Origin of the sequence: Natronolimnobius sp. AArcel1 (genome assembly GCF_011043775.1) — an archaeon.
Lineage (GTDB): Archaea > Halobacteriota > Halobacteria > Halobacteriales > Natrialbaceae > Natronolimnobius.
This window is the reverse complement of the sequence record NZ_JAAKXY010000007.1, coordinates 85,504-110,401: the sequence shown is the minus strand read 5'-3', so window position 1 is coordinate 110,401 and position 24,898 is coordinate 85,504. Positions and strand designations below refer to the sequence as shown.

17 protein-coding genes and 3 pseudogenes are annotated in these 24,898 nt (G+C 53.4%); 5 read left to right on the top strand and 15 right to left on the bottom strand.

The window, feature by feature from the left end:
• Window positions 1-4 precede the first annotated feature (4 nt).
• The 4 genes and pseudogenes from G6M89_RS20435 to G6M89_RS20420 form a co-directional block, all read right to left on the bottom strand.
• Entirely contained in the window at window positions 5-496 is a 492-nt protein-coding gene (locus G6M89_RS20435) for a hypothetical protein (protein ID WP_165163751.1), read from the bottom strand.
• An 11-nt stretch (window positions 497-507) separates the two neighbouring features.
• On the bottom strand, window positions 508-813 hold the full coding sequence (locus G6M89_RS20430; protein ID WP_054862002.1) for a ribbon-helix-helix domain-containing protein: 306 nt from the start codon (window positions 811-813) through the stop codon (window positions 508-510).
• Between the two features lie 158 nt (window positions 814-971).
• Window positions 972-1,229 (bottom strand): annotated as a pseudogene (locus G6M89_RS20425) (hypothetical protein); the annotation flags it as partial.
• A 241-nt stretch (window positions 1,230-1,470) separates the two neighbouring features.
• Complete coding sequence (locus tag G6M89_RS20420) at window positions 1,471-2,100, bottom strand: hypothetical protein (protein ID WP_165163750.1); 630 nt, start codon at window positions 2,098-2,100, stop codon at window positions 1,471-1,473.
• A 467-nt stretch (window positions 2,101-2,567) separates the two neighbouring features.
• On the opposite strand from G6M89_RS20420, the gene G6M89_RS20415 reads away from it, so the two are divergent.
• Window positions 2,568-3,188 (top strand): histidine phosphatase family protein, encoded by a 621-nt coding sequence (locus G6M89_RS20415; protein ID WP_165163749.1) that lies wholly within the window; start codon window positions 2,568-2,570, stop codon window positions 3,186-3,188.
• A 13-nt stretch (window positions 3,189-3,201) separates the two neighbouring features.
• Here the strand turns inward: G6M89_RS20415 and G6M89_RS20410 are convergent, their stop codons facing one another.
• The 9 genes from G6M89_RS20410 to G6M89_RS20370 all read right to left on the bottom strand — a co-directional run bounded on the left by G6M89_RS20410 (window position 3,202) and on the right by G6M89_RS20370 (window position 16,804).
• Window positions 3,202-4,479: a hypothetical protein gene (locus tag G6M89_RS20410; RefSeq protein ID WP_165163748.1), complete on the bottom strand. Its 1,278-nt coding sequence runs from the start codon at window positions 4,477-4,479 to the stop codon at window positions 3,202-3,204.
• Between the two features lie 276 nt (window positions 4,480-4,755).
• On the bottom strand, window positions 4,756-9,063 hold the full coding sequence (locus tag G6M89_RS20405; RefSeq protein WP_165163747.1) for an ATP-binding protein: 4,308 nt from the start codon (window positions 9,061-9,063) through the stop codon (window positions 4,756-4,758).
• Window positions 9,056-11,227 (bottom strand): VirB4 family type IV secretion system protein, encoded by a 2,172-nt coding sequence (locus tag G6M89_RS20400; protein ID WP_165163746.1) that lies wholly within the window; start codon window positions 11,225-11,227, stop codon window positions 9,056-9,058. Before G6M89_RS20400 ends, G6M89_RS20405 begins: the two co-directional genes overlap by 8 nt.
• Window positions 11,220-12,335 (bottom strand): biotin transporter BioY, encoded by a 1,116-nt coding sequence (locus G6M89_RS20395; RefSeq protein WP_165163745.1) that lies wholly within the window; start codon window positions 12,333-12,335, stop codon window positions 11,220-11,222. The genes G6M89_RS20400 and G6M89_RS20395 overlap by 8 nt, the downstream gene beginning before the upstream one ends.
• A gap of 2 nt (window positions 12,336-12,337) precedes the next feature.
• Complete coding sequence (locus tag G6M89_RS20390) at window positions 12,338-13,483, bottom strand: hypothetical protein (RefSeq protein WP_165163744.1); 1,146 nt, start codon at window positions 13,481-13,483, stop codon at window positions 12,338-12,340.
• Window positions 13,480-14,313, bottom strand: coding sequence for a hypothetical protein (locus tag G6M89_RS20385; RefSeq protein WP_165163743.1), 834 nt, complete (start codon window positions 14,311-14,313; stop codon window positions 13,480-13,482). Before G6M89_RS20385 ends, G6M89_RS20390 begins: the two co-directional genes overlap by 4 nt.
• Entirely contained in the window at window positions 14,310-16,049 is a 1,740-nt protein-coding gene (locus G6M89_RS20380) for a hypothetical protein (protein ID WP_206335649.1), read from the bottom strand. The genes G6M89_RS20385 and G6M89_RS20380 overlap by 4 nt, the downstream gene beginning before the upstream one ends.
• 29 nt (window positions 16,050-16,078) lie before the next feature.
• The gene (locus G6M89_RS22475) at window positions 16,079-16,501 is read right to left on the bottom strand and encodes a hypothetical protein (RefSeq protein WP_241175476.1); all 423 of its coding nucleotides are present in this window, start codon (window positions 16,499-16,501) and stop codon (window positions 16,079-16,081) included.
• 30 nt (window positions 16,502-16,531) lie between these two features.
• On the bottom strand, window positions 16,532-16,804 hold the full coding sequence (locus G6M89_RS20370; protein WP_165163742.1) for a hypothetical protein: 273 nt from the start codon (window positions 16,802-16,804) through the stop codon (window positions 16,532-16,534).
• An 86-nt stretch (window positions 16,805-16,890) separates the two neighbouring features.
• On the opposite strand from G6M89_RS20370, the gene G6M89_RS20365 reads away from it, so the two are divergent.
• The 3 genes and pseudogenes from G6M89_RS20365 to G6M89_RS20355 all read left to right on the top strand — a co-directional run bounded on the left by G6M89_RS20365 (window position 16,891) and on the right by G6M89_RS20355 (window position 19,424).
• Window positions 16,891-17,142, top strand: a complete 252-nt coding sequence (locus tag G6M89_RS20365; RefSeq protein ID WP_165163741.1) for a hypothetical protein — start codon at window positions 16,891-16,893, stop codon at window positions 17,140-17,142.
• An 817-nt stretch (window positions 17,143-17,959) separates the two neighbouring features.
• Window positions 17,960-18,592 carry an HNH endonuclease gene (locus tag G6M89_RS20360; RefSeq protein ID WP_165163740.1) on the top strand — a complete coding sequence of 211 codons (633 nt, stop codon included), beginning with the start codon at window positions 17,960-17,962 and terminating at the stop codon, window positions 18,590-18,592.
• 151 nt (window positions 18,593-18,743) lie between these two features.
• A pseudogene (locus tag G6M89_RS20355) lies at window positions 18,744-19,424 on the top strand (IS6 family transposase).
• Between the two features lie 14 nt (window positions 19,425-19,438).
• On the opposite strand, the pseudogene G6M89_RS22470 reads toward G6M89_RS20355, so the two are convergent.
• A pseudogene (locus G6M89_RS22470) lies at window positions 19,439-19,602 on the bottom strand (IS6 family transposase); the annotation flags it as partial.
• A 93-nt stretch (window positions 19,603-19,695) separates the two neighbouring features.
• Here G6M89_RS22470 and G6M89_RS20350 point away from each other — a divergent pair.
• On the top strand, window positions 19,696-21,690 hold the full coding sequence (locus G6M89_RS20350; RefSeq protein WP_165163739.1) for an archaea-specific SMC-related protein: 1,995 nt from the start codon (window positions 19,696-19,698) through the stop codon (window positions 21,688-21,690).
• Between the two features lie 30 nt (window positions 21,691-21,720).
• On the opposite strand, the gene G6M89_RS20345 is transcribed toward G6M89_RS20350, so the two are convergent.
• On the bottom strand, window positions 21,721-24,810 hold the full coding sequence (locus tag G6M89_RS20345; protein WP_165163738.1) for an FAD-binding and (Fe-S)-binding domain-containing protein: 3,090 nt from the start codon (window positions 24,808-24,810) through the stop codon (window positions 21,721-21,723).
• Window positions 24,811-24,898 lie beyond the last annotated feature (88 nt).

Here is a 24,898-nt window from a genome sequence, read left to right as displayed (position 1 = left end):
TGAACTACGCAGAAAACAAATCTTGTGCTCGCCGGTAAATCGGCGATTCTAGCCAGTCACGATTTTCAGCCAGTGTTTCGACCCTCCTCTTTGCCTCTCTTTCTGTGAGCCGGTTCCGTTTAACCAATGCGTTCAACATAATCGGTGAAATCGCCACCTGTGCATCGGTCAGGTTCTGGAGTTCAGGTAACGCTCTGAGATCATCAATAATCAAAAAATCCGCTGAAAGTTCTCGACAGAGGGTGACGCAACTCGCCTCACCACTATCGACTCGAGACGTCTCGAGTGCTGGCTCGGAGGTGGCATGAATAGTATACTCATGCTTCAATTCGAGAACAGCCGTTGCTGCGCGACCGTGAACATCGTCATACTCTGCTGTTTCCACTAATTCCTCGAGTATCGTCTCGGTTGTCTGGACATCGTATTCCTCGAGAACCATCTCTACCGAGTCTGCTGTGGCTAAAGAGATGAACGCGCTTGTATCGATAATGATCATTCCTGGCCCTGTCACTCGAGATCTGCAAGTTCGTCTGCTAGGTCATCTCCCTGCTCAAGAACAGCTTTCGAAGCCTGAACGGCTTCAGCATCTTGCCGACCGACGAACTCTTTCAGGGTTTCGAAGCCGATTTTCTCATCAAGATAGAGTTCAATGAGTGCTTCATTAAACCGCTCGTCATCTTCAACCTCTTCGAAATACTGCTGTAGTGCCTTCTTGATGACTTCTGTACGGTTTGTATGTGTTATTTCAGCCGCAACATCGGCCTTCTCGAGTAGTTCCTCTGGAAGCCGAAAGTTGACTCGCGTTGTTCCCATTGGTCACTCACTCGTACATACGTTGTACCCACAGAATTATAATTCCTATCCCTACTTGTGACAGCGCCGCATACTACTGCGTCAAGAAAGACCTGGCAGGAAATCGACTCACAGAAATACAAGGAGGAAGCCCACGACTTCAGTCGTAGGTTACTGACTCATTCAATGTCACGTACTGTATTGACCTCGTTTTCCAGGTCTTCCATGTCTTGAAGCGAAGAAAGATCCATCTGATCGTGGACATCTGGAAACAGATGCTCGAAGAACGGATCATGCGTCCGACCAACAGTCAGCGCTGGTTCGAGCGCGTAGATAATCATCATGGCTTCGGTCTCACGAACGTCGATATCGGTTGCAACCATTCGTTGGGTCGTCTTTCCTACGAAGTACAGCCCTGCACCCCAAAACGCAGCGATAAAATCTGCAGATCAATCAGTTGACTGACCCGCTGCGCGAATTGCGTCTGGATCGAAGTGATCAAATTGTGGGATATCCTCTCCTCGACCCTCTGAGAGTGCTTCTGCCCCGCTAACTTGTGAGTTTATTAAACTGTTCAGTTCTGCACCCCATTCTGGGGCAGGGGTCGAATTGATATGCGCTACCCACTGATCAATCGCGTCGAGCCGTCGCGCCATGCGGTCAGGATCGATATGTCTGTCAGACCGATCCGTTTTCTGCTTGGCGTTTGAGCTCATGGAATTCACCTTCTACCTCATACTTAGAGACCATTCCTTCTAAAAGTTCGCTATTCAATTCGCCTTTACAGATTTTGAACAGATAGTATGCATCCTCGAAATCCACGTTCCCTCCCATATCGAGTTTGTAGGCAATCTGCACCTCAGGGGCTACTATCGGGAGATGGATTTGGTCACCGTCATCTAATCCAATGATTGCTCTCCGCTGGTTTTGAAACGATACGTGACTAAGATCCGTCGGTTTCAATTCGACAGATGGAATTCGCTTGCCGTCACGAGCGACTCGAATCGGATCCCCGTGCTGGAACATCTCGTTCATACTCGAGAGAGGCATTGCTGATCCCCAATAGCCACGGTTCTCGAGTTCATCAGCCAAGGCTTCAATCGTCTCTGTTGAGATGTCACTTATCCCGATCAGAGTGTCAATATCTTCTGTCCCTCGAGATCGACCCATTAAAACAACCATATAGCCACTGACAAGGACGTGCTCAATTCCTTGCTCAGATAATGCCGCGCTCACATCACCCGCTAAGACGTCGAGCGCGTTCAAATCTCGGTTTATCCGGATGTCACCACTGTCTAAAAACTCCATCAGTTATGTCTCGGTATAGTGTTTCACTGCAGTCTTATTAATTCCTGCTCAGGCTAGCTCCTTCGGGATTTTCAGTAGCCATTGTGCATAAATATGTTTTTAGTTCACATAAATTCTTGTGAGCAATTGCTATGAAATCCACACTCACTTGTTGGAGTCAATAAACCATGCAATGAAAATACTCTTGAAGGCTAGCTCTCGCCCGCTTGCGCAATTCACGGACCTCAGCAACAAAATCAACATTCGCCTCTAGATCCAGATGTTAACCAACAAGCGATGGTGGTCGAGATTCGTGGGTTAAGAGTAGACACTGGCATGAGTTCCTTATTCACTCCCGGCCTGGGGCAGACGATTCGATGACTACGTGTATGTACTCAACAACTAACCCTGAAAACTGATTTCTGTTGAAATTCAGGGGAGCAAAGGAAAATCATAGAATCCATGTATCGTCATTCGAATGTCTAAAAATGACAACGATAGTTGTAGTCCGACACGGTGAGACAACGTGGAACCAGACACAACGATTGCAAGGCTGGGCACCTGCCCCACTCACCGATCTCGGCCAGGAACAAGTTAGCCAACTTGGCACAACACTCACAGAGGAATACAGTATCGACCGTATTTTGTCGTCGGACCTTTATCGGACAGAGGAGACGGTAGAAATCCTGCTTGAACATATCGACGCGCCCGTCACATTTGAATCGGCATGGCGTGAACGTGACATGGGTCTCTATCAGGGTTTACCGGTCACTCAGATGTCAAAGCGGTTCCCTCAGTACGATCTCGAGGAAGCCGGCCCAGAAGCAGCGCACAGACGACCAGAAAGCGGTGAAAGTCTCGTGGATGTTCGCAAACGTGTTCTTGAAAGGTGGGAGACAACACTGACAGAGTGTGAACCAGGAGAGACCATTCTCATTGTGACTCATGGTGGCCCCATTCGCCTGCTTCTTGGGCACCTGAAGAACCTCGACATCGTCAAAACAATCATGGAGCAGTCACAGGGAAACTGCGCAATTAACGAATTTAAAGTCGACTGCAAGACAGATACGATACGGATCGTCTGTGAGAACGATACCGGTCACTGCTGAATTATCCCAAGAGCTATTTGCTTCTCTCAAAGAAGCGCTTTGTTCGGTTCCAGACCGAGACTGGATTATCAGTCCCAGCGTCCTCGAGCGCCGACAGTTGATCAGGGTCCTCGAGTTGTTCTGTACACGTCTCAAGTGACTCACGAAGCGCTGTATTCTCGTCCTCGAGTTCCTCGATACGCTCGTCTTTCTGTTCGAGCGTCGCCTCGAGAGCAGACACCCGCTCATTCAAGAGTTGATTCTTCTCGGCCAGATAGGCTGCCCGTGCACCGTCAGTTCCACTCACAGTCCGCTCAGTCGTCGATGTGGGTCCATCCTGGCTGGTACCCTGTGCAGCCGTCGTCTGCGCTCCTCCAGTGCTTGTCTCGTTTCCACTCGAGGGAGTGTAGACATCCTCCGTACTCGCGATTGCTCGTTCGACTGTCTTCTCACCGTACGTCGAACCGTCGCTGTAATGGACCTCGTCCCACTTGTCTCGAAGCAGTCCCGACTGCCGAAAGAGTTGATCGACTCGAGCAGCGTCACCACCCGTCCAGAACGCCAGCAAACAGCACAGCGCCATATCCGCTTCTGACTGGCTGTCGTACCCAGCCGTTGAGCCACGCCACAACCGGTCGAACTTCTCCCCGTTCGACGCGTTCCGTGCTTTCTCGAGGAGTTCCTCATCCTCAAGGCCCAATGACTGTTCACGGCTCTCAGTGGCCGGTGGGTTGGCTTCGACAGTGTCAGCCGCACCACTCACCTCGGAGGCGATACACTCCTCGTGAACCGCCTCGAGTGCCTCCTGTCGCTCGTTGACCGACGTCGGCGTTCCACTAACGTGGTCTGCAGTCACCGTAAAAAAGCGAGCGTGATCGTACATCTCGAGCGACCCATGTCGGTTCCGCCCATCAGGAAGGTCACCCTCGAGGAGAACGTGATATCCGGTTCCCGACGGAGAGACCTCGGTGAATGAATCCAGTTGATCGATGATCGACGGCGCTGGCTCGAGTGGCTTGCCTGTCTCGGGATCGCGGCAGTCGTCTAGGTCCACACCGACCAACGGATCCGTCGCGGTGAAGACGAAGCCGATTCCATCAGCACCAGTCACCACGTACTCGAGTGCCTGGTCCAGCGTCGTCCACGTTCGGTCGTCAGTCGTCGACGCAAAGCTTCCAGTTGTTGGATCCACTGGTACCTTTGTCGTCTTTCCATCTCTGTCTTCGGCTCTCCAACAGATCCACTGTGGGCGTTCGGCTAGTTCGTCTGGGATCGCTTCGATGTCGAATTTATCTTCATTCTGATTATTCATATTTAGTCACCACCTGCATTGACTCTCCGACTTTGACGGAGTCGAGAAACCCCTCGGGGCATCGAACTTTCTTACGCGATATCGACTGCCCTGACCGACGGGGTAACCCCCTTCTATACTAGTCGGTTTTGCCCACGAATTTGCCTGGACATTCGACGCAGTATTGCGGTTTTTCCCTGGACATACCTGTCCAGGCATTTTCCCGGCCCCCAGAGTGCCTGGACGACACTGATCACGGAGGGAGTGTCGTGGGCTCATGGTGTTTGCTGACATAGATTAGTCGAAGAAGTTGCGCCCGTAGGATGAGAGCGTAATACCAGTATAGTGACGTACACGCTCACCGTCCCGTGTCGGACGGTATTCATCATACGATACATGCTCGCTCAGTTTCCGACCAAACCAGGACCTTGCATACGCCTCATGGTCGTGTGTGTCTGTCCAGGCTTCGTAGACGGTGTAGAGGTCAGCCTTTGCAATCTCGGCACCTTCCTGTTGAAGAAGGCAGTCCTCGACGAAGGTCCCGAAATCGACATCTTGTGAATCATTTGATTGATTCTGTTCGGGGTGCTCCGTCGGAGAAGAAGCAGTGGATTGCTCCCGGTCACTTTCTGAAAGAACAGGCAGGACAGATGCCTCAGACTTGTTACCTTCAGCAGGGCCGGGACAAGATTCAGCGGGTTGCGAGTTCATCACATCGACGAGAGAATCGAGAGGACGTCGCTGTCCATCACGGTAGATCTGCATGGAGTTACTGTCTTTCTCGAGGACAGCAATCACAGACGACTCGAGAGGATCGTCAGGTGTCGATGTGACTGTCTCAGGAACGAACGGCTCTCGGATCGGCACCCACTCTTGTTCGAACGCGGATTTGCTGTCGTAGCGGTGGCGTTTGGTCGGCTCGTAGACAACGTACTCATCGGTGGCTCGATCATAGCTATACACGGCAGGCACATCGCTTCGTGAAAGCGAGTCAAGCGATGAGACGGTCACAAATTCAGTGCCTAGTCCATCGCTCAACCGATACTCACTCTTGTCTTGCGTCCATACAGACCGCCTCGAGTCACCAGTCGCCGGTCGAACTGCAGTCACACCATCTCGAACGTTTGCACCACCATCGAACGTGATGTGAGAATCAGTCGTGTATAATCGCACCTCCCCGGATTCGAGTTCGTTGACTGGCGAGGCGAGGATATCCTCGAGACGGGCTGCAGTCTGTAGTTCATTGTCACCGTCCTCAGTGGTGGTAACGACGAACAATGGAACGTGTTCGGCCTCTCGAGCCCGTTGGAAGTTCCGAAGGACTTTCACCGGTTTATCGACTGTCGTAGACTCAACCTCGATATCGAAAATAGCCTCACAGTCGGGGTGAACCGCTCGTCCATCCGGTTTTTCGCTCCCATCCTGCGTAAATATCGTCACATCGAATCCCTCCTGTGAGAGTTCTCTCTTGGTAGCGATCAACAGTTCATCGTGCAACTCGCTTCCCGAGGACCGCACATCACCCGTATCCGGCTCAGTCACCGCTTCACCGTCGTCGGTCAACCGGACGACAATCTCACCAGTATCCTGATCAAGTGTGACCTCGAGCAATCGGGATCGGTCTCGGATTTCTCCAAGCTCTTCGATTGATGGTGGTGATGCATCGGCTGCCTCGTATCGTGTTCGAAGCGTCTGATCCACCAACTGGACAGGAACCCATCCGTTCGCTTCGCGAACACCCTGTTGGTGTTGAACCGTTCGGACAGCGTTTGCGAGCGCAACATCGAGGTCGTCGGACCCTAACTCGAACGTCTCGCGAACAGTAGACGGTGTTTGACCGGTTGGCGGTGAGTCTGTCACCACACCGTACTCGGAATCTGCTCGTTCGTGAATTCGCTCGAGTGCGCTCTGAAACGCCTGTTCCTCACTGGCAGTCAGTGGAGTAGCGCTCTCGGGGTGGCCAGACGGAATCGGAAGCGGCGCAAGGCTGAACGGCTCTGGTCCAGTCTCACCGAATGTTGGACTCGGAAGTCGAACGATCCACTCACCCCGAGGGAGTGACCGAATCCGATTGGCGAACTCGACGGGATCCATATCCTCGTGGGCCATTACCTTCGCGATCTCGTTGTCGACGGCGATCTTGCCGATGATCGGACTGCCGACGTCGTTGAGAACGTTCAGGTAGACCTCGCGACCGCCCTTAACATCGAGTTGCTCGGGGAACTGCAACGAGAGGCCAACAGAGAGCCGGAAACTCCGCCCCTTCTCCAACAGCGTGTTCATTACGTCAGAGACGGCCAGACTCGAGGCCTCGTCGATGATCAGGTTGACCACGTAGTCGTCCGGTTTCTGTTGAATATCGTCACCACGCTCTCGCAACGCGTTGTAGAGCTCCGTCAGTATGACGCCGGTCATCGCCTTCGCAGATTCATCTCGAAGACCGCCGAGATCGAATAGGATCACGTTGCGATCATCGAGGACATCGCGGAAGTCGAACTGCGACTCGGTATTATTGAAGACACGTCTCAGATGCTCGTCCTGCGAGATGTAATCGAGACGGTTACTGACTCCGCCCATCACAGTCGCGAACGTGTTTGGGTCGAGCTGTAGTTGGCGGTCGAGTCGTCGCTGGACCTGTGCATTGCTCGAGCGTGGTGCTGCATCCTCCACGGGATTGGGTGGACCAGCTTGCCAGAGTTGGTCGACAACGTACTCGAGTTGATCGTGAGCGAAGTAATCGACACTCTCGCGGTAGCGGCCGTTCTCGCGGCCATGCTCCTCGTCGTAGAGTGCCTTGATGAGGTATTTGATGAGCGTAGGAGCAACGACTGCTCGCTCGTAGCGGTCTTCACCCATCACCATCTTCAGAATCTCCTCGTAGTGGTCTGCCTTGTTCTGGACTGCATCGACACGCCGAACCCCGTTCTCGAGCTGGCGCTCGATATTGAAGAACGCAAATCCAGGAAGGACCTCCGGAATCGGGAAGTGAAGGACGTTCTCCTCGAGATCGTCAACGCCGAACCGATGGGCGTGGGCTCGCATATAATCCTCACAGAGTCCATCGCCTTTGGCGTCGATCAGGATAATCGGGCCGTCAGTCTGGTCGTACAGGGAGAGTTTGTCGTTGGTCAGTGACTTCGACTTACCACCGCCTGTTGTAGCCGCTCGAACGTAGTGCGTTGGAAGCAACGACGGTGGGATCCGAACCGGCTGTTGTTCTGTCTCACCGTTCTCATCGATGGCGTAGCCGATTGCCATGCCCTCTCGGAACTCGTCCATGAGGTCTGGATGTGGGCGAGGCAATGGATTTCGAGAGCGTTGCTCGGAGCGTGTTCCACGGCTCCCTTCGACAGTGAGGTCCTGTGAGGAGGGGACGACAGTAAGATTCGCGAGTTCATCGGCGTTTAATACGAGATCGGGACGCCGTTTCCCCCGTCCCGTCGTGAGGTCCGAGTGAAGTATATTGTTGAGAACTGCTCGAGCGCGTTTTCGTTTCGTTCTGGTTAGTACACCTTTCGAACGAAGTCGCTGTCCTTCGAGTTCGTAGAACGGCCCATCTAAGGCGTTCAGTGATTGTGCGAGTTGATCGAATTGCGTCTCCACCTTCTCATCTAAATCCCCATCAGCAGTGGGCGGAATCGCGACTGCTCGAGCGTTTACGGAGAAAGTCCGTTTTGGATGCTTAGCCTGGATCCGGTCGATTCGATTCTGGGCTTCATTTCCAAGGGTCGGCTCACGTTCGTCTGCATCAAGATCACTCGTCTCGAACAGGGGGCCGATATAGCGCTGGCCGAACGTATCTCGTCCATCTCGAAGATCCTCAACGCGTAACTCTGCATCAGCTGTCCACTCGTCTTTGCGCTGCCAGACCACCTGGAACGCAATCGGGTACTCGAGTTCGGTGAGATGATCGATCAGCGTCGCGAGTGGCGGTTGGTCGGTATTGTACTCGGTTGGATCTGGGTCTCGGCCAGCAAATGATTTGATCGTCGTCATCCAGTCGCGCTTGCGCTGTGCCCGCCCGTACCACTGAACGCCAATTGGGTCGACGTCCTCGAGTGGTGGCCGAGCGGAAACCGTCGCTGAGTCTGAAGATGCCGCTTCTACCTCAAGAGACGAACCGATGGTAGCAGCGGTGTCATCGACCTCATCCTCGAGGATTGAACGACCACCGTCGGTTTGCTCATCCTCTCTGAACTCATCCCGTTCATCAGCCAGTGGCGGATCCAGCAGTCTCCCATCCTCGAGGCGTTCGCGATACTCGTCTCTGGTGTAGTCGACTGGCTGGACGAGTTTCTGCTCGAGATCCAACTCACTCCGGGTGATGTCGAACGTCTGCGGATAGATCGTTCTGAGTTGCTTCTCGAGTGTCTCGAGGTGTGCCGAGTGATCAATGCCGTAGTAGAACTCGACTGGGTCGTCTTCACCTTCGCTGATAGCAAGAAATTCGAACGTCGGCGGGGCCGTATCAGCAAATGGATTGAGACGGTCAGACACGTTTCGAGCAGCAGGATTCGTGAGTTTGTGCAGACTCTCGAGTGCGGCCGGGACCTCAGCAGTACGTAGTTTCTCAGAGGTCGGCGTGACACGGATGTACTCACTCATCCGTGTGATCACCCCCGTCAGCCCACGTTAGCACCTCGTGACCCTCCGACTGCGGTTCTTCAGAATCGATTTCCTCGTTTCGGGAGTCGTCTACAGAGCGTGTATCACTTCGATCAGGAACGCCGGGAAGATCGCCTCGAGACTGTTCTTTGGCGTCGAAATCGATCACAGCCTTCTCTTTCTCGAGTGCATGAACCTCGATACCGCGCCAGTCGCCGTCGACGCCGACAAGGGCTTCCGAGTAGCCGATATCCTCACTCCCTGGAACGGCGTCTTGGACGAAGCGCATCTGCGCAGAATTCAATCCAAACTCGTTCGCCCAGTGTTGGTCCATCCCATCGAGATGGTGGAACTGTTTGATCGCACATTGATCCAAGATGGCCTCGGACTCGGCATGCTGGAAGAACTCGTCGACGGTCTGGGTGATCATCCGGATCGAAAGATCATGGTGGCGGTGGTGACGGAACACGATCTCGAGATACTCGAGACTCGCTGCATCTTGCATCAGATAGCGGGCTTCGTCGATGACGAACACGACCTCCTTGTCCGTCTCCTTTGCTCGCTCATAGACCAGCGTGATCAACAACTGCATGATGAGACTCGTACTTCCACCGAGGCTGCCTTCCTGCTGGGCCAAATCCAGGTAGAACACCTTCTCGTCGCGAAGATCGAACTCGGTCGGTCGCCCGAGGTTCTCGTAGCGACCATCCGCTGCAAAGGATCGCAACTGGTCGATCAGCCATGTCGCATCCGACTCGATCTTCTGGGTTTCCTCGTCTGTTCGGACGACGAAGCCGCCCGGCTTGTCGACCATATCCTCGAGGATATCGAGAACGTCTCGCATCGTCGGACTCTCGTTGTCGTGGGTCGCAATATCGTCCGTAATGCCCTTCGTAGCATATGCCTCTTCGATGGCTGTCTCGAGCGTTGTGCGCTTGTCGCCGAGTTGGATCCCACGGAGCGCAAAGTAGTTCGAGAGGAAGCTCATCACGCTGTCGAGCTTTTCGCGATATGGACTCGCGTCTTCACCCATTGCTCGCTGGATCCGTTCGGGCGTTGGCTTGATCTCGAGCGGGTTCAACCCCATATCACCGCCGACTGTAATCCGTGTGCCACCGAGTGCTTCGGCGACGCCGGCCCAGTTATTCAACGGCTCGAGGATGATCCCGATTCGATCCTCGCTTTGCTCAATCGAGCGGATGAAGTTCTGTTTTGCACCGAACGATTTTCCAGAACCGGGATCTCCAATCGTGAACATCGCATAGCCATTTTCTCGGGCGAATGGATCGATCACGACGGGGCTCTCGTTTTTCCAGTGAGTCCCAAACTCGACGCCGTCATCCTCGAGAATCGTCGCATTGTGTGGCGAGGCAAGGAGTGCACCGACAGCCCCACCGAGCGAGATTGCTTCGCGACCGAACGGGTTCGAACCGATTGGTGCAGCGGCCTGAAGGGCAAGATCCTGCTTGCAGATCGCTGTTTTCGGTGAGAGGCCAGCGGGCTGTTCGCGAAGCCGGCTCCGAATCGTCCGGACTGCCTCCCGAAGTTCGTCTTTCCGCTCTGCACGGACAGTGATGAACATTCCCTGAGCGAACACACGGCTGCCGTTCTCGACTGCCTTGTACGTCGACACTGCCTCGTTTGCTCGCTCCTGGAGATAGGCCCCACGAACGCTTTGCTCGAGATCAGCGTCGACCTGCAGGTCGTCTGCGACTCGCTGGAGTTCGTCGCGAGCTTTCTGCTGATTTTTCGGCGTGATGTGGACGGTCAAATCGAACTCGATATCGGTCAGTTCGAACAGTTCGTTCAGATAGCCATCTTTCGGGTAGTCCGGGTAATCTGCAATGTAGAGCGTCGACGTCCACTGTTCACCAACCTGTGCAGCGCGTGTTTCCCACGTGATTGCCGACGGTGCAACAGCGCTCTTGTGACGTTCCGGAATCTCCTCGAGAATCGTCTCTTCAACAGCGCCTTCCTCGAGCGTGTCTTCGTCGAGAAACTCCGAAAGGTTGACTTCCGTTTCCTCGCGTGTCCGAGCCTGATAAATCTTCACGCCAACGCCAAGAAAGACAGCGAATACGACGATGCCGGCGATGATGTGAGGCGTCTCGAGTCCAGCCAGATACTGCCCGAGCGCGGAGACGGCAAAGATAGTGCTACTCATCGCTTTCCCTCCGCTGGCGACGAACAGCCGACTGTTCGCGAACCGCATCAGCAGCGTCGTCGTAGGTGTGCTCTTCGCCGTTCCAGAAGTCCATTGCAAGCACGAACAGTTCGACTGTGCTCAATCGGCGTGCCGACCACCCTGGCGCTTTCTGGACCAACTCAGTCTGAACGGCTCGACAGCGTCGATCAAGTTTATCGAACATCCGTGATCGGACTTCGATATCCGCTAAGTCCTCACGGCGGGTGACAAACGGATTGAACAGAAATCCAATCACCGGAAGCGACGTGAGTTTCTCAGCAGGCGATTGTTCATCACGGTAGCGGCTGTAGACCTCGAGCGGATTGACCTGGACGCCAATATAGTAGCGAATTTGTTGGGCTTCGTCGAGGTCTCGAGGGCGCTGTTCGCGATACTCCGCGAGTAACTCCTCGAAGACCGGGTTATCAGAGACATCGTCGTCCTCGAGTCGCTCGTCGATCTGTGTGATGAGTTCCTCTACTGGAAAGGTTCGCGTCGTCGTGTAGAACTTCAGGTTGTAATCGAGTTCCTTGTTCGCAAACTCGCTGGCGACGTCTTGGATGTGCGCCCAGTCTCCGCTCATTGCGAAATCCATGTTCCCCGGATCGACCTGGAGAAATGCCTCCATCGTGCCATCCGTTCGCTGGACGGTTCTAGCACCAGGCCACGCTCGCTCGATATTAGTCAGATCTTGCGTTCGCTCATCCGGTGCAAAGGGCGTGTAGTTGATCAACCCGCCTTCGTTCCGGGCGGTATTCGAGTGGGCGTGGGTGTGTTCATCTTTCGCTGAAACGCTGTAGGTCACTCGAGGACGTTTGCAGTAGTGACGATAGACATCGGTGAGCCACGTTGCAGCCGAGAGGTGCGACGGGCTTGCATAGACGGCGGCGACGCCGAGCGCGAGGCCAACGAGCACCAGCGGAAAGACAAGCGCATCCACACCGCTGAAGCCACCGATGAGTAAGCCGCCGATCGGGAACCCAAGGAGTACGTAAACATCCCCCTCGTCAACGTTGACGATCGGGACACGGTTCTCTTCGCCCAGTTCATCCATAATTCGTCGGGAAGCAGCGTCTTGATCAGCCATGGTCAGTAGTATCCAGGATCGTTTTCGGTGCGTCGATACTGTGGAACGCCTCGTTGCCCGTAGGCGTCCGCGACGACGTTGTCGTGCGTTGTGCCTCCAGCCGCAGCATTCGATGGAGCACCGCTCGAGTTAGCGTTAGAACCACGCCGGCGGCCACTGATCTGCTGACCGGCGACTTGCCATGCCGCAGCTTTCGGCCCCCACCGAGCAGCCGTTGTGGCAGCGAGTGGGCCAGCGACTTTCGCAGCCCCGAGTGTCGCTCCAACTGTGACCGCTCCTTTCGTTGCACCACCGATGACTTTCGCCGTCAGTGGACTCGCATACGCGAAGAGTTTCCAGATGAGAACAAGCGCGAAGATCGGAAGCGATGCGCCGACAAGATAGCTCAGAAATGCGCTCTCCGGAGCAATAGCAGAGTTCGTTCCTGCCCCGAAAAGAAGATCATAGCCTCTGAACAAAATCGCAAGTGGGAGAGGCATGATGGCCAGCGGTACAAATTTGATACAAATCTGTTTTGCAATCTGTGAGACGATTGGGAGGTGACCAAATGCAACTGCAATCCCGATTGGCATCGCATAAAGGTAGACATAGAGCAATATTTCTCGAATGAAAAAGAGTGCCTGCAGAATCCACATGGCAATGCCGCCAATCGCTGCCATAAACAACGAAAGCGCAGGGTTCGATATCGATACCGTCAAAAAATCGACCATGCCACGTATGAGGGCATCTATACCAGGTACAAGAGCGATTGCAAAACCATTCACTAGATACAGGATCAAGACGGCTACCCAATACCAAGTTACAATTAAAATGGCACCAGTCCACGCAGTTCTTCGAGCTTTGCGTGCTTCATAATTGCTGCTGAAATTGAAAATTCGAATAGTGTGCCGCCCCTGAACAAAAATGACAAGAAGAAGTAAGGAAAGGAGCATGATTTCACCAGCAACGAGAGAGTCATGCAAGTCAATCCATGGATCATTTGTCGGGGCACTAAAGACGAAACTGCCACTCGTTTCTGGAACTGGAGTCCCGAACAATTCCTCTGTGATTGAATCGTATCCTTCCACCAACCCATCCTGAAACCATTCGATGATGGTTTCAATTATATCCTCGAACCATCGACGACCAAATTCAGTGAGTGAACTCATGAGGTTACCTCCACGTGGATATCACAGTCAACTAGGTTTTCACCAGAATACGTCACCTCAAACTCATCATTTGGATATGGGTCCTGAACAATCGTCTCGAGGTAAACCTGAAACTCTCCTTCCGTAGTATCCGGCGAACACGAAACATCCGGATCCGCGGAATGGAAAGGCATTTGCCGGCTATAGATCGTTATCTCATCATCAGACGATAGTTCAACAGCGTCTGCATAGCTACGGATGTCACTATCTGTGTCGTAGATACCGCTCTCATCGAACTCATCAGAGGTTGGCCGCGGCACATCGCCATCAAACACCAGACGCCGTATCTCATCTGGGCCATTACCCCTATTGTGTAACGTCAAAATAACCTCTGTCTCAATTTCACGGTCACTTGCCCCCTCGAACATCTCATCCGGATGGTTTCGACCGAGCCGGAGGTCGGTAATACGGATATCGGGCTCAATCGTCACGGACTGTGAGGACTTTTCATCGCCGTCCTCGAGTGCAATGATCTCGTACACACCGGGATCGTAGTCGGTTCCAATCGCAACCGTATCGCGACTAATACCGGATGGAATCAGCAGCTCGTCGAACAACTCACCGCTGGGATCGATGACGTTTATCTGGTCAATTGATGACTCGTCAGTGAACTCGAGGATGAGGTCCGTGTCCTCGACAAAGATGTCGGTAAAGACATCGTCACCGTCGAAGTCACCAGCTCCATTATCAGATCCACTATCTGAGCTACTGGAGCACCCACTCACGGCGACAGCAGCGCCAGCTACGATTCCACTGAGGACGGTTCGTCGGGTTGGAAAGTTCTGTGTCATGGGTTGTGTTCGTCGGGGATTCGAAGGAACGAGCCGAGTTTCAGACCCGCATACAGAGCCACGAGAAACGGAATCGAGAGCCAGACAAGATCGACAAAGAGTGTAAACCAGCCACTGGCAGTCGTCAGCGGATGCCAGGACACACTTGCTGTGTCACCAACGTACGCTGGGTCGTTCGTCCGCCACGAATCAGGGTGGTACTCTGCAGTGTGAATACCAGGCTGCGTGAGGGTGGCCGTTGCCTGTCCGGTTATGTTTGTCTCGAGACGTTCACCGGCGATCGAGATGTAGCCATCACGCGAGGAACCGCCGATTGGTTCAAACCGCGGATCGTTCTCGAACGGATCCTCGAGCATAATCGGGTTCCCAGTTTCGGCGTCGTGAAGTGACACCTCGATCGTCATCGTTGACTCATCCTGATCGAGGATGTCGACAGATAACTCACTCTCACGAATTTCTCGCTCTGCGCCGCCCTCTGGTTCGACGAGCTCAGCAGTAGTCCCACGGACGATGCCCTGTACCTCGAGGTGATCACGGTCGAACTCATCGTACCGTACAGCAAGCCCATACGAGCGCGTATACGGTTCCTCGAGAACATCGATATCGACGTGTTCGTGGATCGTCTCATTTGGGGACGGACGGTCGCTGCCCCACACATCCACGATGTCTGGTCCGTCGTAGATGGGGTCTGCACGCGGACCAGCCTCGGACGGATACGCCCTCACAAACACTGGCAGCGCCTCCGAGTGACGCTCAACACTATCTGTTGCTGAGGACTCTACGAAGTGATCCCAGTCCGTGTCTCGAGCAGTGTAATAGCGCCAGTTACCACGAACGGCTGCGTCCCCATCTTCTGAAAGGATGTATCCATGCCACGGCTGTGCCTGGTAGATCGCAATGCCTGTGTCTCCATCTGGATACTCAGCATAGTAGATTGACGCCGACAGATCATAGACCTCGACCTCGAGATCATTCGAGATGATGAGGTTATCGACCTCCGTTTCAGTCTGATTTCCGTCAGTGAGTTCTCGCTCGAGCCACACCTCGATATCTGCTTCAAACGTCAACGTTGATGGTCCGTTCCCGTCGAGAGCGTACTCGAGTACCGGGGTATGCGTTCCATCCTGTGTTGAAATTGTTTCTCCGTCCTGTTTCAATCGAACCTCATCAATTCCGTGCTCGAGTACAGACCAATCGCTGGAGAACGTACTATTGTCGCTGCCGGGAGCACGGACACGATAATCCACAAACCCGCGGAACTCACCGTCAGGTGCGACATACTGTGGTGTGTCCATCTCATCCTGATGAACGATTGTCGACGGCTGAACCGCAAAAGATGTTGCATGAGCCTCTGCTATCACACTCGAGTTCTGCGTCTCAGCACTCGCCGGGTACACCGATGTGTTTCGATCACCGGCCTCGAGTGTGTCAAAGTCTGCTGCAGTCCAGATTGCCGCTGTATCCGGGGGTTCAGCAAACGAGATGTCAGTGCACTCTCCAAGCTCTTGCATGTCGGTTCGATTCTCGCCATGTTGCTCATAGTACTCTTCGTCGCTGCGACACTCATTTGGCAACTTCGACCACAGCGTTGCCGTCTCGTTTTCGTCGAGCCCACTCTCTCCGGGGTCGGGTCGTGGCGGATAATCAGTACTCGCTGTACTGGGGACCGTAATAAGACTCCCAGCGAGGAGGACGATCCCGATGGAGAGTACCAACTGGCGTATTTGGAGGACCATGGAATTGCGTATTCGGTTGGGGGTCTGGATCACCACGGCACCAAGTCAACACATTCAGCGAGCGGGAGTCCCATCGTCGATCCTGCCACAGTATACAGCGGCCCGAGGACGACCAGAATTATGGCAGACTTGAGGGCAGTTCGCTTGTGCTGCTTGAGTCCCTTTTTCTGTTCAGGGTTCACGGTAAACATCTCAGCTAGCGAATCCGCTTGCCAGACAACAACCAAACCGATGATTCCAAGGGCAGTTGTGATCTGGAAGAAGCCCGAAATCATGTCCGGAAGTTGCTCTGCTTCGCAGACTACGCCGTCCTGCGCGACGACCGGTTTGATCAGAACGAGGCTAAACAGAACTATCGAGAGAGATAGCTGCCGAACAAGCCGCCACGGCACGCGCTCAGCGTTCGTCTGCGATTCTACCGACTCTATATTTTCATCGAAAGGTGTTGCCATCTTTGGTCACGTTGAGGGAAGTTATCTGCGTCATTCCGTTGTGGACGGCTGCGTTGACTCTGCTTGTTCTGCAACTAAGTGCTCTAAATCATCGATTCGACTGGTCTGCTCGAGGATGTCATCAAATTCATAGCCCTGTTCAACTGCCTGTTCAAACAGGGTGCGAAATTCGTGTGGATTGATGTCACGAATTTGCATTTCGTCTTTGAGCGCTCGGCGAAAGAGCGCGGACGCATTGATGTGACCGTTCCACTGCAGGAACAGTTCATCTATCTCCTCGAGGGTTACTGATCGTGATTGCATGGGTCATCTGGAGGGAGTGGTAGTGGGTGAACCACGATACCTCACCATAGAATGTTCACATATGGGTTATAAATTTTTCTAAGTTAGTGATTGAATCATTAAACGGAGATGAGTACTGTGTATGCAGATGGGGCAGGTCAACTCTCGAGGGGACAGTTGACGATGAGTGGGAAGAGTATTTCCTGAACAAGGAAGTCGATGACGGTACTGAGTGTGTGGTAATTGATGTCTGGTACACATGGCGTGACGTGGAAGAATTCACACTGATCGCCTCTTCAGACTGTGACAACATTCCTGACATAGAAGGGGGATGTGCAGGGGCAGAATCAAATTCCTAACCCGCGTAAGATTAGTCACTGAGTTTGATTCAACGAATCCAAACCCCTGTCTGAAAGGTGAGTCTCCATCTCGTGCGGCAACTCAACCACTTCTATTGATCAGCTGGTTCTCCCTTCCCAGCGCTGTAAATAAGTCGCACATCAAATCAATCCTCTGAGGTTGTGCCGATCCTCCTGAAGTTCAGATTAGCTCGACACCGAGCCGTCTATCGTGATCACACTCGGGAGAGTTTATCACTCAGCAGGGCGGGGGTATAGTGCAGCGGACTGGACACATCAAGATAGCATGTGACCGTGTCGCCCTTGGAGAGTTGGTTAAGATTCCATAACTACTGGGGATCTCCGGCGAAGATTGCTACTTCATCTGGTGTACGAGACTAGAGACTCCACAGACGAATACGTAGCATCCCTTGTCAAGATGGTCTATACACACCAATTACTTCGGATACCTCTTGCGGGCGAGTGGCAGCAAAAGGGGGGACACCTCATTTCTGCTGTAAACGTGAAGCCAAGTGCTACTCAAGGATGTCGAATTGTCTAGACTTTCTTCGAACGCCTCGAGACGCTGGCGTAGCCATTTGTGATGGGATAGTTGTATGTACAAGCAATCACAATAACTCGATGACGAGGACGACCGACTCGAACAAGCGGACACTGCGAGTGCCTGGAGGGACAACATGCCTGAATGTCAAAACTGTGGATCACACGTCACGGCACGGTTTGAGCGAGTTTTCGGCGATAACGATGGCGACGTACACGGATGCCGGGAGTGTATGAAGACAACTGAAATAGTAAACGGTGAGGCGACTCGGGGAGCATGACTGACGAACCGTCTAGCGGTTCCACCGACGCTCTCTCCGAGGATGAACCAGTTGGCGGCGACGATTCCACCACAGTTCGTGAGTTACTCAAACAGGTCGGTGTCGATCCTGTCGACCTCGAGAGTGTTGAGGGCCTGCAGGAGGTCGTCGAGTTGGATCTCTCTACCGAGGGTGAGACAGTTGATCCCGACGACGTCGATCTGGAGAATGTCCTCAATGCCCCTGTCACCGTTGAAGAGAACCAGACTCCAGCGGGGGTTGTTCGTCAATCGACACAGGATTACCCACCTGATTGGGACCGCCGTCGACGGCAAGTGTACGCCCGTGATGACCATCAGTGTCAAAACTGCCGTCGCCGAGGCGGCCCGTATGGTGATGTCGAATTGCACGCCCACCATATCGTTCCAAAGTCACGCGGTGGGGTTCACCGCCTTGAGAACCTCGTTACGGTGTGTAAACCATGTCACGACGCCGTTCACTCGAGGAACGCGGTCGCACCGACGGCGATTACGGACGCCGAAGCCGAACCCTCGACACTCACGGAAGTGCTCGCAGGGATCAAATCTGCAAAAACGGCCTTCCGCCGATGGAAACGGATGAACCGGAAGTTCTCGAGGGTTGGCCCATGAACGACAATATCTCTCTTTGGCCTTGATAGAGAATCCGGAGAACTTGACTTCCCGTCATAGCTGTACTTTGTGGCCAGAAGCACTTAAGCGAGAGTGGCAGTGTCTAGTTAGCCCAGTTTGAGAAGCGAGCAGGCCGTAGAGTTACTTTAGCATGAAGCTCTCAGACCTACTCAGCGAGTCCTACGCGGCGGAATTTGATGAAGCTTGGGAGCGTGAGCGGACGGCGACGCCCGTCAGGGTGTTCGCCGTCCGGCTCCACGCGACCGGTTGTTCGCTTCGAGAAACACAAGCAATTCTTCGCTTGATGGGCGTTGAACGCTCTCATAAAGCAATCCGGAACTGAGTACATCAGCTGGCTAACAGCGTACCAGACCCGCCGGTGGCGAAGCCATTTCGGGTCGCGGTTGATGAAACTGCTGTCAAAATTAACGGCGCATGGTCTTGGTTGTACGCTGCAATATACCTCGAGACAAAGTTGATTCTCGATGCTCAGTTGTTCGGTCGCCACGGCACCGATCCGGCAGCTGCGTTCCTGCATAGACTCAGCGAGAAACATGATCTCTCCGAGACGGTGTTTCTCGTCGATCAGTTTGGCTACCGGACTGCCCTTGCCCGATTAGGACTGAACGGTCGGGTTGACCACACCAACCGAAACCTCATCGAAAAGTGGTTTCACACATTCAAAATGCGTGTTGACCGTTTCCATAACTCGTGGGTGGGGAGTCGGTGGAGCGCTCGCAAATGGATTGAACATTTTGTACATTATTACAACCACCAGTGCCCACATCAATCGCTCGATGGACGAACGCCGGTTGAGGAGGTTCTAAACTAGACAGTGCCGAAGAATGCATTTTGTAACGAGTGCGATCTATCGACGGGAGATACGTCGCCATCGACGTGTTATTTTTGGAGAGTTCAGTTAGAAACGAATGAGCGAGAATCTTTGTTATCGTCAGTTCAAGTCCTGCATCGAATAGATCGACAAAGGCGTACAGCCAACAGTGCTCATCAAGAAAACGCTATGGCTCATTCTCTAATCCTTACCTAGACCCCCCTCCTTTTTAGTACCAAATTTTAATACACAAAAAGGACTCAATAGTATAATGGCTACCCAAAAATCTGTGGCCCAAGGTATGAACTTACGGGCCCGTAATATCGGCGGGATCGATGAAACGACAGTCGAACTCGACGACGGGATCACCGTTCTCGCTGGTCGGAATGCGACGAACCGAACGTCTCTTCTACAGGCGTTTATGGCCGGTCTTGGCGGCGAATCTGCCTCGCTCAAGGCAGATGCCGATGAGGGCGAAGTCGAACTCAAACTCGACAATGAGACCTACACACGCACGCTTCGGCGTGCCGGCAACTCCATTGTCACCGAGGGCGACCCCTATCTCGAGGATCCGGAACTCGCTGAACTGTTCGCGTTTTTGCTCGAGTCGAATCCCGCCCGCCGGGCGGTGACGACCGGTGCTGATCTCCGTGAAATCATCCTTCGGCCGGTTGACACCGACGAAATCGAGGCCGAGATTTCTCGGCTCACAGCAGAGAAGGATCAACTGGCAGACGAACTTGACCGGCTCGAGTCGCTCAAAGGCGACCTCCCCGAACTCGAGCGCCAGCGCACCAACATCAAAGATCAGATCGAGGACAAACGCGACGAACTCGAGGAGGTCAAAACGGCAATCGAGGAAGCCGAAGCAGAAGCCAGCGAGCAAGATGGCGACGATGCCTCTGCTGAACTCGAGGAAAAGCTCACCGAACTACGCGAACAGCGCTCTGAACTCGAGGACGTTCGCTTCGACCTCGAGACCGAACGCGAGAGTCTGGCTGCGCTTCGAAACGAACGCGAGGAACTCGAAGAAGAACGCGATGAGCTGCCGGAGACGGACTCACTGAACCGAGAAGCCGTTGACGACGAAATCGATAGCCTCCAGCAGCGCTCGCAGTCGATCGACAGCGTCGTCAGCCAACTCCAAAGCATCGTCCAGTTCAACGAAGAGATGCTCGAGGGCTCCCATCCCGAGATCAGAGCCCTGCTCGCCGGCGAAGAAGCCGACTCGAGCGCCGACGGAGCGGTCACGGATCAGTTGCTCGCCGATGAGGAGACCGTCCAGTGTTGGACCTGTGGCAGCGAGGTCCAGCGAACCGAAATCGAGGAGACGATCGATCGACTGCGCTCGCTCCAAGAGGAGAAACTGAGCGAACGTGATGACCTCGACGACCGCATCGAATCACTGCGGACCGAACGCCGCGAGATCGATCAGACCAAACGCCAGCACGAACGCCTCGAGGACCGACTGGCCGATATCACAGGCGAAATCGAGCGCCGCGAGTCCCGTCTCGAGGAGTTGACGGGCGACCGTGAGGACCTCGAAGCGGAGATCGATACCCTCGAGGACGAAGCCGCGGAACTCGAAGCCGAGGCTGAACCGGACGCAGAGGACGACGATGACGAAGAGAGCCTGCTCGATCTCAATCGCCGCGCCAACGAACTCGAGTTTTCGCTTGGACGCTTAGAGCGCGACCTCGAGACGACGACCGAGGAAATCGAAGATATCGAGGCTGCACTCAAAGAACAGGCTGACCTCGAATCCCGTCGCGAAGAGATTCGTGACGAACTCGAGGAACTGCGCACCCGGATCGACCGGATCGAGCGCGAGGCCGTCGAGTCGTTCAACGAGCACATGGACGCCGTTCTCGAGGTCCTCGAGTACGAAAACATCGAGCGGATCTGGATCGAGCGCCTCGGACAGACGGTCCGTGAGGGGCGACGAAAGGTTGAACGAACGACGTTCGATCTGCACATCGTCCGCAGCACGGCTGATGGTAGCACGTACGAGGATACGATCGACCACTTGAGTGAGAGTGAACGCGAAGTGACCGGCCTGATCTTCGCGCTTGCGGGCTATCTCGTCCACGAAGTGTACGAGGAAGTGCCGTTCATGCTGCTTGACTCGCTCGAGGCAGTCGACTCGGATCGGATCGCAGATCTGGTCGAGTACTTCCGAGAGTACACTGACTTCCTCGTCGTTGCCTTGCTCCCCGAGGATGCAGGCGCAATCGACGATAACCATGGCCAGATCATGAATATCTGAAACGCCGTCTGCAGATCCCTGGTCTGGGAGCTATCTGACGCTACTATTGTCCTTGAGTACCTCGGCGACAACTTCGATCGGCGTCGGTGGTTCCTCGGTTGTGTCGGGGCAGTCAGCAAGTTGCGTACGGCAAGAGGCTCCGGGTGCGACGACGCGATTGCCATCGCTTTCGTCAACCTGATCGTATAACACGTCGCCGATCGCCTTGCTCATGGAATAGTGTTCGGCCTCGTAACCGAACGAGCCAGCCATTCCACAACAGGTTGAATCCAGCGGATCAACGGCGTAGCCAACTCGACGGAGAATTCCGACCGCGTGATGATCTTTTGCGTGGGCTTTCTGGTGGCAATGACCATGGTATGTAAGATGATCGTCGGGCGTGACGAACTCGAGTTCACGGTCGAGATCGAACCGATCTAGATACTCACAGATACCGTAGGCGTTTTCCGCAACCATCTTGACCTCATCGTGGTTGAAAAGGTCAAGGTAGTCCGACTGCACCATGACAGCGTCAGAGGGTTCGATCAGCACCACGTCGTAGTTGTCTTCAACGTATGGAAGCAATGCTTGGATTGTATCGTTTGCATTCTCGGCAGCCTTGTTGACCATCCCCTTCGAATACGCCGGACGGCCTACATCTTGGGGTTGGGCAATCTCAACGTGTATGCCAGCGGCCTCCAACACTTTGAGCGCCGCTTCTCCAGCCTCAGGATACTCGTGATTGGTATAGATGTCTGGTAGCAGAACAACCTTGTAGTCCGTCTCATGGACAGGAACCGCAGGTTGATGATTTGCTACTCGCTTTGCAAAGGTGTTGCGCTGGAAAGTTGGGATATCTCGTTTTTTCGAAATTCCCAAAAGCTTCTCTGCTAATAGCCCACTTTTAGGCAGAGTTGCAAACCAATTAGAGACGGGTGCAGTCGCTGATCCTAGCTTTGCAATTGTTGCAAAGTTCGCAAACAACCGGTCTCGAAGAGAGGTCCCATGTCGCTTGTGATGTTCATGGGTGAGCTCAGCTTTCATCTTTGCCATATCGACCCCACTTGGGCAGTCGTGCTTGCATCCCTTACAACCAATACAAAGATCTAATACCTCTTCAACAAACTCATCACTAAATTGCTCTTCGGGATCAAGGTCGCCGCTCATTGCTTGTCGTAATGCATTTGCACGTCCCCGTGTTGAGAGGATTTCCTCATCTTCAGCACGGAACGTTGGACACATCACACCACCAGTCGTCGACTGCTCACCTCGGCACCCGCCGCACCCGTGACAAAGTTCGACCATTCCTTGAAATCCATTCTCATTGGGCCACTCAAGAACAGGTTCAAATTCCGCATCAAAGGTGTAGTCGGGACCAAACCGATGGTTTTCTTTCATATTGGTTGGGTTATCCTCACGGAATACTACTTGGCCAGGGTTGAGAAGCCAGTCTGGATCAAAGGCAGTCTTAAGTTTCTGAAAGGTCTCCCACAGTTCATCTCCGTATAACTTTTGATTCCACTGGGTGCGTGCACGACCATCACCATGTTCGCCGGAGATGGAACCCTCATACTCTACCACAAGATCGGTTACGTTGTCGGTGATCGATTCCATTGCATCAAGTCCCGCTTGTGTCTTTGTGTTCACCAACGGGCGAATATGTAAGACTCCAGGTCCAGCATGAGCGTAAAAACTAGCGTAGGTATCGTGATCCTCGAGCACCTCCTGGAAATCAGCTACAAAGTCACGGAGGTTCTCTGGTGGAATCCCCGTATCTTCAAGGAAGGCAATGTGTTTCTCATCAGTGGTCCGTGAGAGTAAGATCGGAAGACCAGATTTCCGAAGCTTCCAAATCTTTGCCCGGCTTTCAGCACTGTAGGCTTCAAGTGCATCAAACGCCAGTATGCCTGCTTCAGTCACTACCCGATTCTCCTCATTGGTAGCCTCACGTTCTGGGGTAATACTTGGACAACGATCAGCAAGCAGGTTAGCGACCTTCTGTTTGCCACTCTCAACATCATCAGCGTAGAATTCGACAATCAGAACAGCATTTGTTCCGTCAGGGAGCATTTCCGTAACTGACGTGAACTCAGGCGTCTGTCGTGCAAGATCAATTAAAACATCGTCTAAAACCTCGACTGCAGCGGGATTATGTTCGGTGATTGGCTTGACATCATCCATTGCATCAAGCACTGTATCGTAAGCCAGCAGTGCCATACTCTTTTCCTCTGGAATTGGCTCGAGAGAGATTGTTGCTTCAGTAACGACTGCAAGTGTCCCTTCGCTTCCACAAAGCAATTTCGCAATATTGACCGTGCCACCTTTTGAATCTGGCTCGCCGATACCGCGAACAGCTCCGCGAGCGTCCTCAATCAGCCAGTCAAGATTATAACCAGAGACACTCCGTTTGAGATCAGGATATACCTCTTCGACTAAATCACCTTTCTCTTTGATAATACGTTCAACCTCCTCATAGATGGTCGATTCAAGATCATCACCGTCAGCTAAATTGGGTAAATCAGCAACCGAAACCTCGCCGAATGTCGTGACGGTGCCATCCGCAAGGACAGCCTCAACTTCCTCAATATAAGCATCTGTCTTCCCATACTGCAATGAATGAGATCCTGTAGAGTTGTTGCCAATTGCCCCACCAAGGGCGCTCTTATCACCCCAAGAAGGATCAGGTGCAAATTTCAAACCGTGATGTTCGAGGTCTTCGTTAAGTGCCCCAAGATAGACGCCAGCCTGGGCAGTCGCTACTTGTTTATCAGGATCAACATTAATGACGTCGTCCATATACTTCGTGAAATCAAGAACAACAGCCTCATTGATTGTCTGTCCTGCAAGACTGGTTCCACCGCCCCGTGGAAGGACGGGAATTCCCTCATCAGAACAGTAATCGATGACACGGGCAACATCAGCAGTTGTTTTTGGGAAGACAATACCAATTGGAGTGACCTTGTAGATGCTTGCGTCGGTAGCGTACAACTGTCGTGAGTACGAATCAAATCGAACCTCGCCAGTAACACGACGTTCGAGTTCAGCAACAAGTGCTGGATACTCTATATCGTCACTTCGGTAGTCATAATTGGCGTTCGAATCGTCTGCTGGACCGTCGTGTATGCGGGGTGTGTTTGTCATAAGATGTTTTGAGTCACGGTTTGAACCCGGACTTACGTGCAAGTGTGGGCGCAGGTTTGAATTTCGGATTTAGATTTGTATTGGAGTC

Excerpts from the sequence above, each read along its gene's own strand:
- G6M89_RS20380 (WP_206335649.1), bottom strand. The coding sequence starts at position 16,049 with ATGGTCCTCCAAATACGCCAGTTGGTACTCTCCATCGGGATCGTCCTC.
- G6M89_RS22475 (WP_241175476.1), bottom strand. The coding sequence starts at position 16,501 with ATGGCAACACCTTTCGATGAAAATATAGAGTCGGTAGAATCGCAGACG.
- G6M89_RS20405 (WP_165163747.1), bottom strand. The coding sequence starts at position 9,063 with ATGAGTGAGTACATCCGTGTCACGCCGACCTCTGAGAAACTACGTACT.
- G6M89_RS20360 (WP_165163740.1), top strand. The coding sequence starts at position 17,960 with ATGACTGACGAACCGTCTAGCGGTTCCACCGACGCTCTCTCCGAGGAT.
- G6M89_RS20350 (WP_165163739.1), top strand. The coding sequence starts at position 19,696 with ATGGCTACCCAAAAATCTGTGGCCCAAGGTATGAACTTACGGGCCCGT.
- G6M89_RS20430 (WP_054862002.1), bottom strand. The coding sequence starts at position 813 with ATGGGAACAACGCGAGTCAACTTTCGGCTTCCAGAGGAACTACTCGAG.
- G6M89_RS20370 (WP_165163742.1), bottom strand. The coding sequence starts at position 16,804 with ATGCAATCACGATCAGTAACCCTCGAGGAGATAGATGAACTGTTCCTG.
- G6M89_RS20385 (WP_165163743.1), bottom strand. The coding sequence starts at position 14,313 with ATGACACAGAACTTTCCAACCCGACGAACCGTCCTCAGTGGAATCGTA.
- G6M89_RS20395 (WP_165163745.1), bottom strand. The coding sequence starts at position 12,335 with ATGGCTGATCAAGACGCTGCTTCCCGACGAATTATGGATGAACTGGGC.
- G6M89_RS20415 (WP_165163749.1), top strand. The coding sequence starts at position 2,568 with ATGACAACGATAGTTGTAGTCCGACACGGTGAGACAACGTGGAACCAG.
- G6M89_RS20390 (WP_165163744.1), bottom strand. The coding sequence starts at position 13,483 with ATGAGTTCACTCACTGAATTTGGTCGTCGATGGTTCGAGGATATAATT.
- G6M89_RS20400 (WP_165163746.1), bottom strand. The coding sequence starts at position 11,227 with ATGAGTAGCACTATCTTTGCCGTCTCCGCGCTCGGGCAGTATCTGGCT.
- G6M89_RS20420 (WP_165163750.1), bottom strand. The coding sequence starts at position 2,100 with ATGGAGTTTTTAGACAGTGGTGACATCCGGATAAACCGAGATTTGAAC.
- G6M89_RS20410 (WP_165163748.1), bottom strand. The coding sequence starts at position 4,479 with ATGAATAATCAGAATGAAGATAAATTCGACATCGAAGCGATCCCAGAC.
- G6M89_RS20435 (WP_165163751.1), bottom strand. The coding sequence starts at position 496 with ATGATCATTATCGATACAAGCGCGTTCATCTCTTTAGCCACAGCAGAC.
- G6M89_RS20345 (WP_165163738.1), bottom strand. The coding sequence starts at position 24,810 with ATGACAAACACACCCCGCATACACGACGGTCCAGCAGACGATTCGAAC.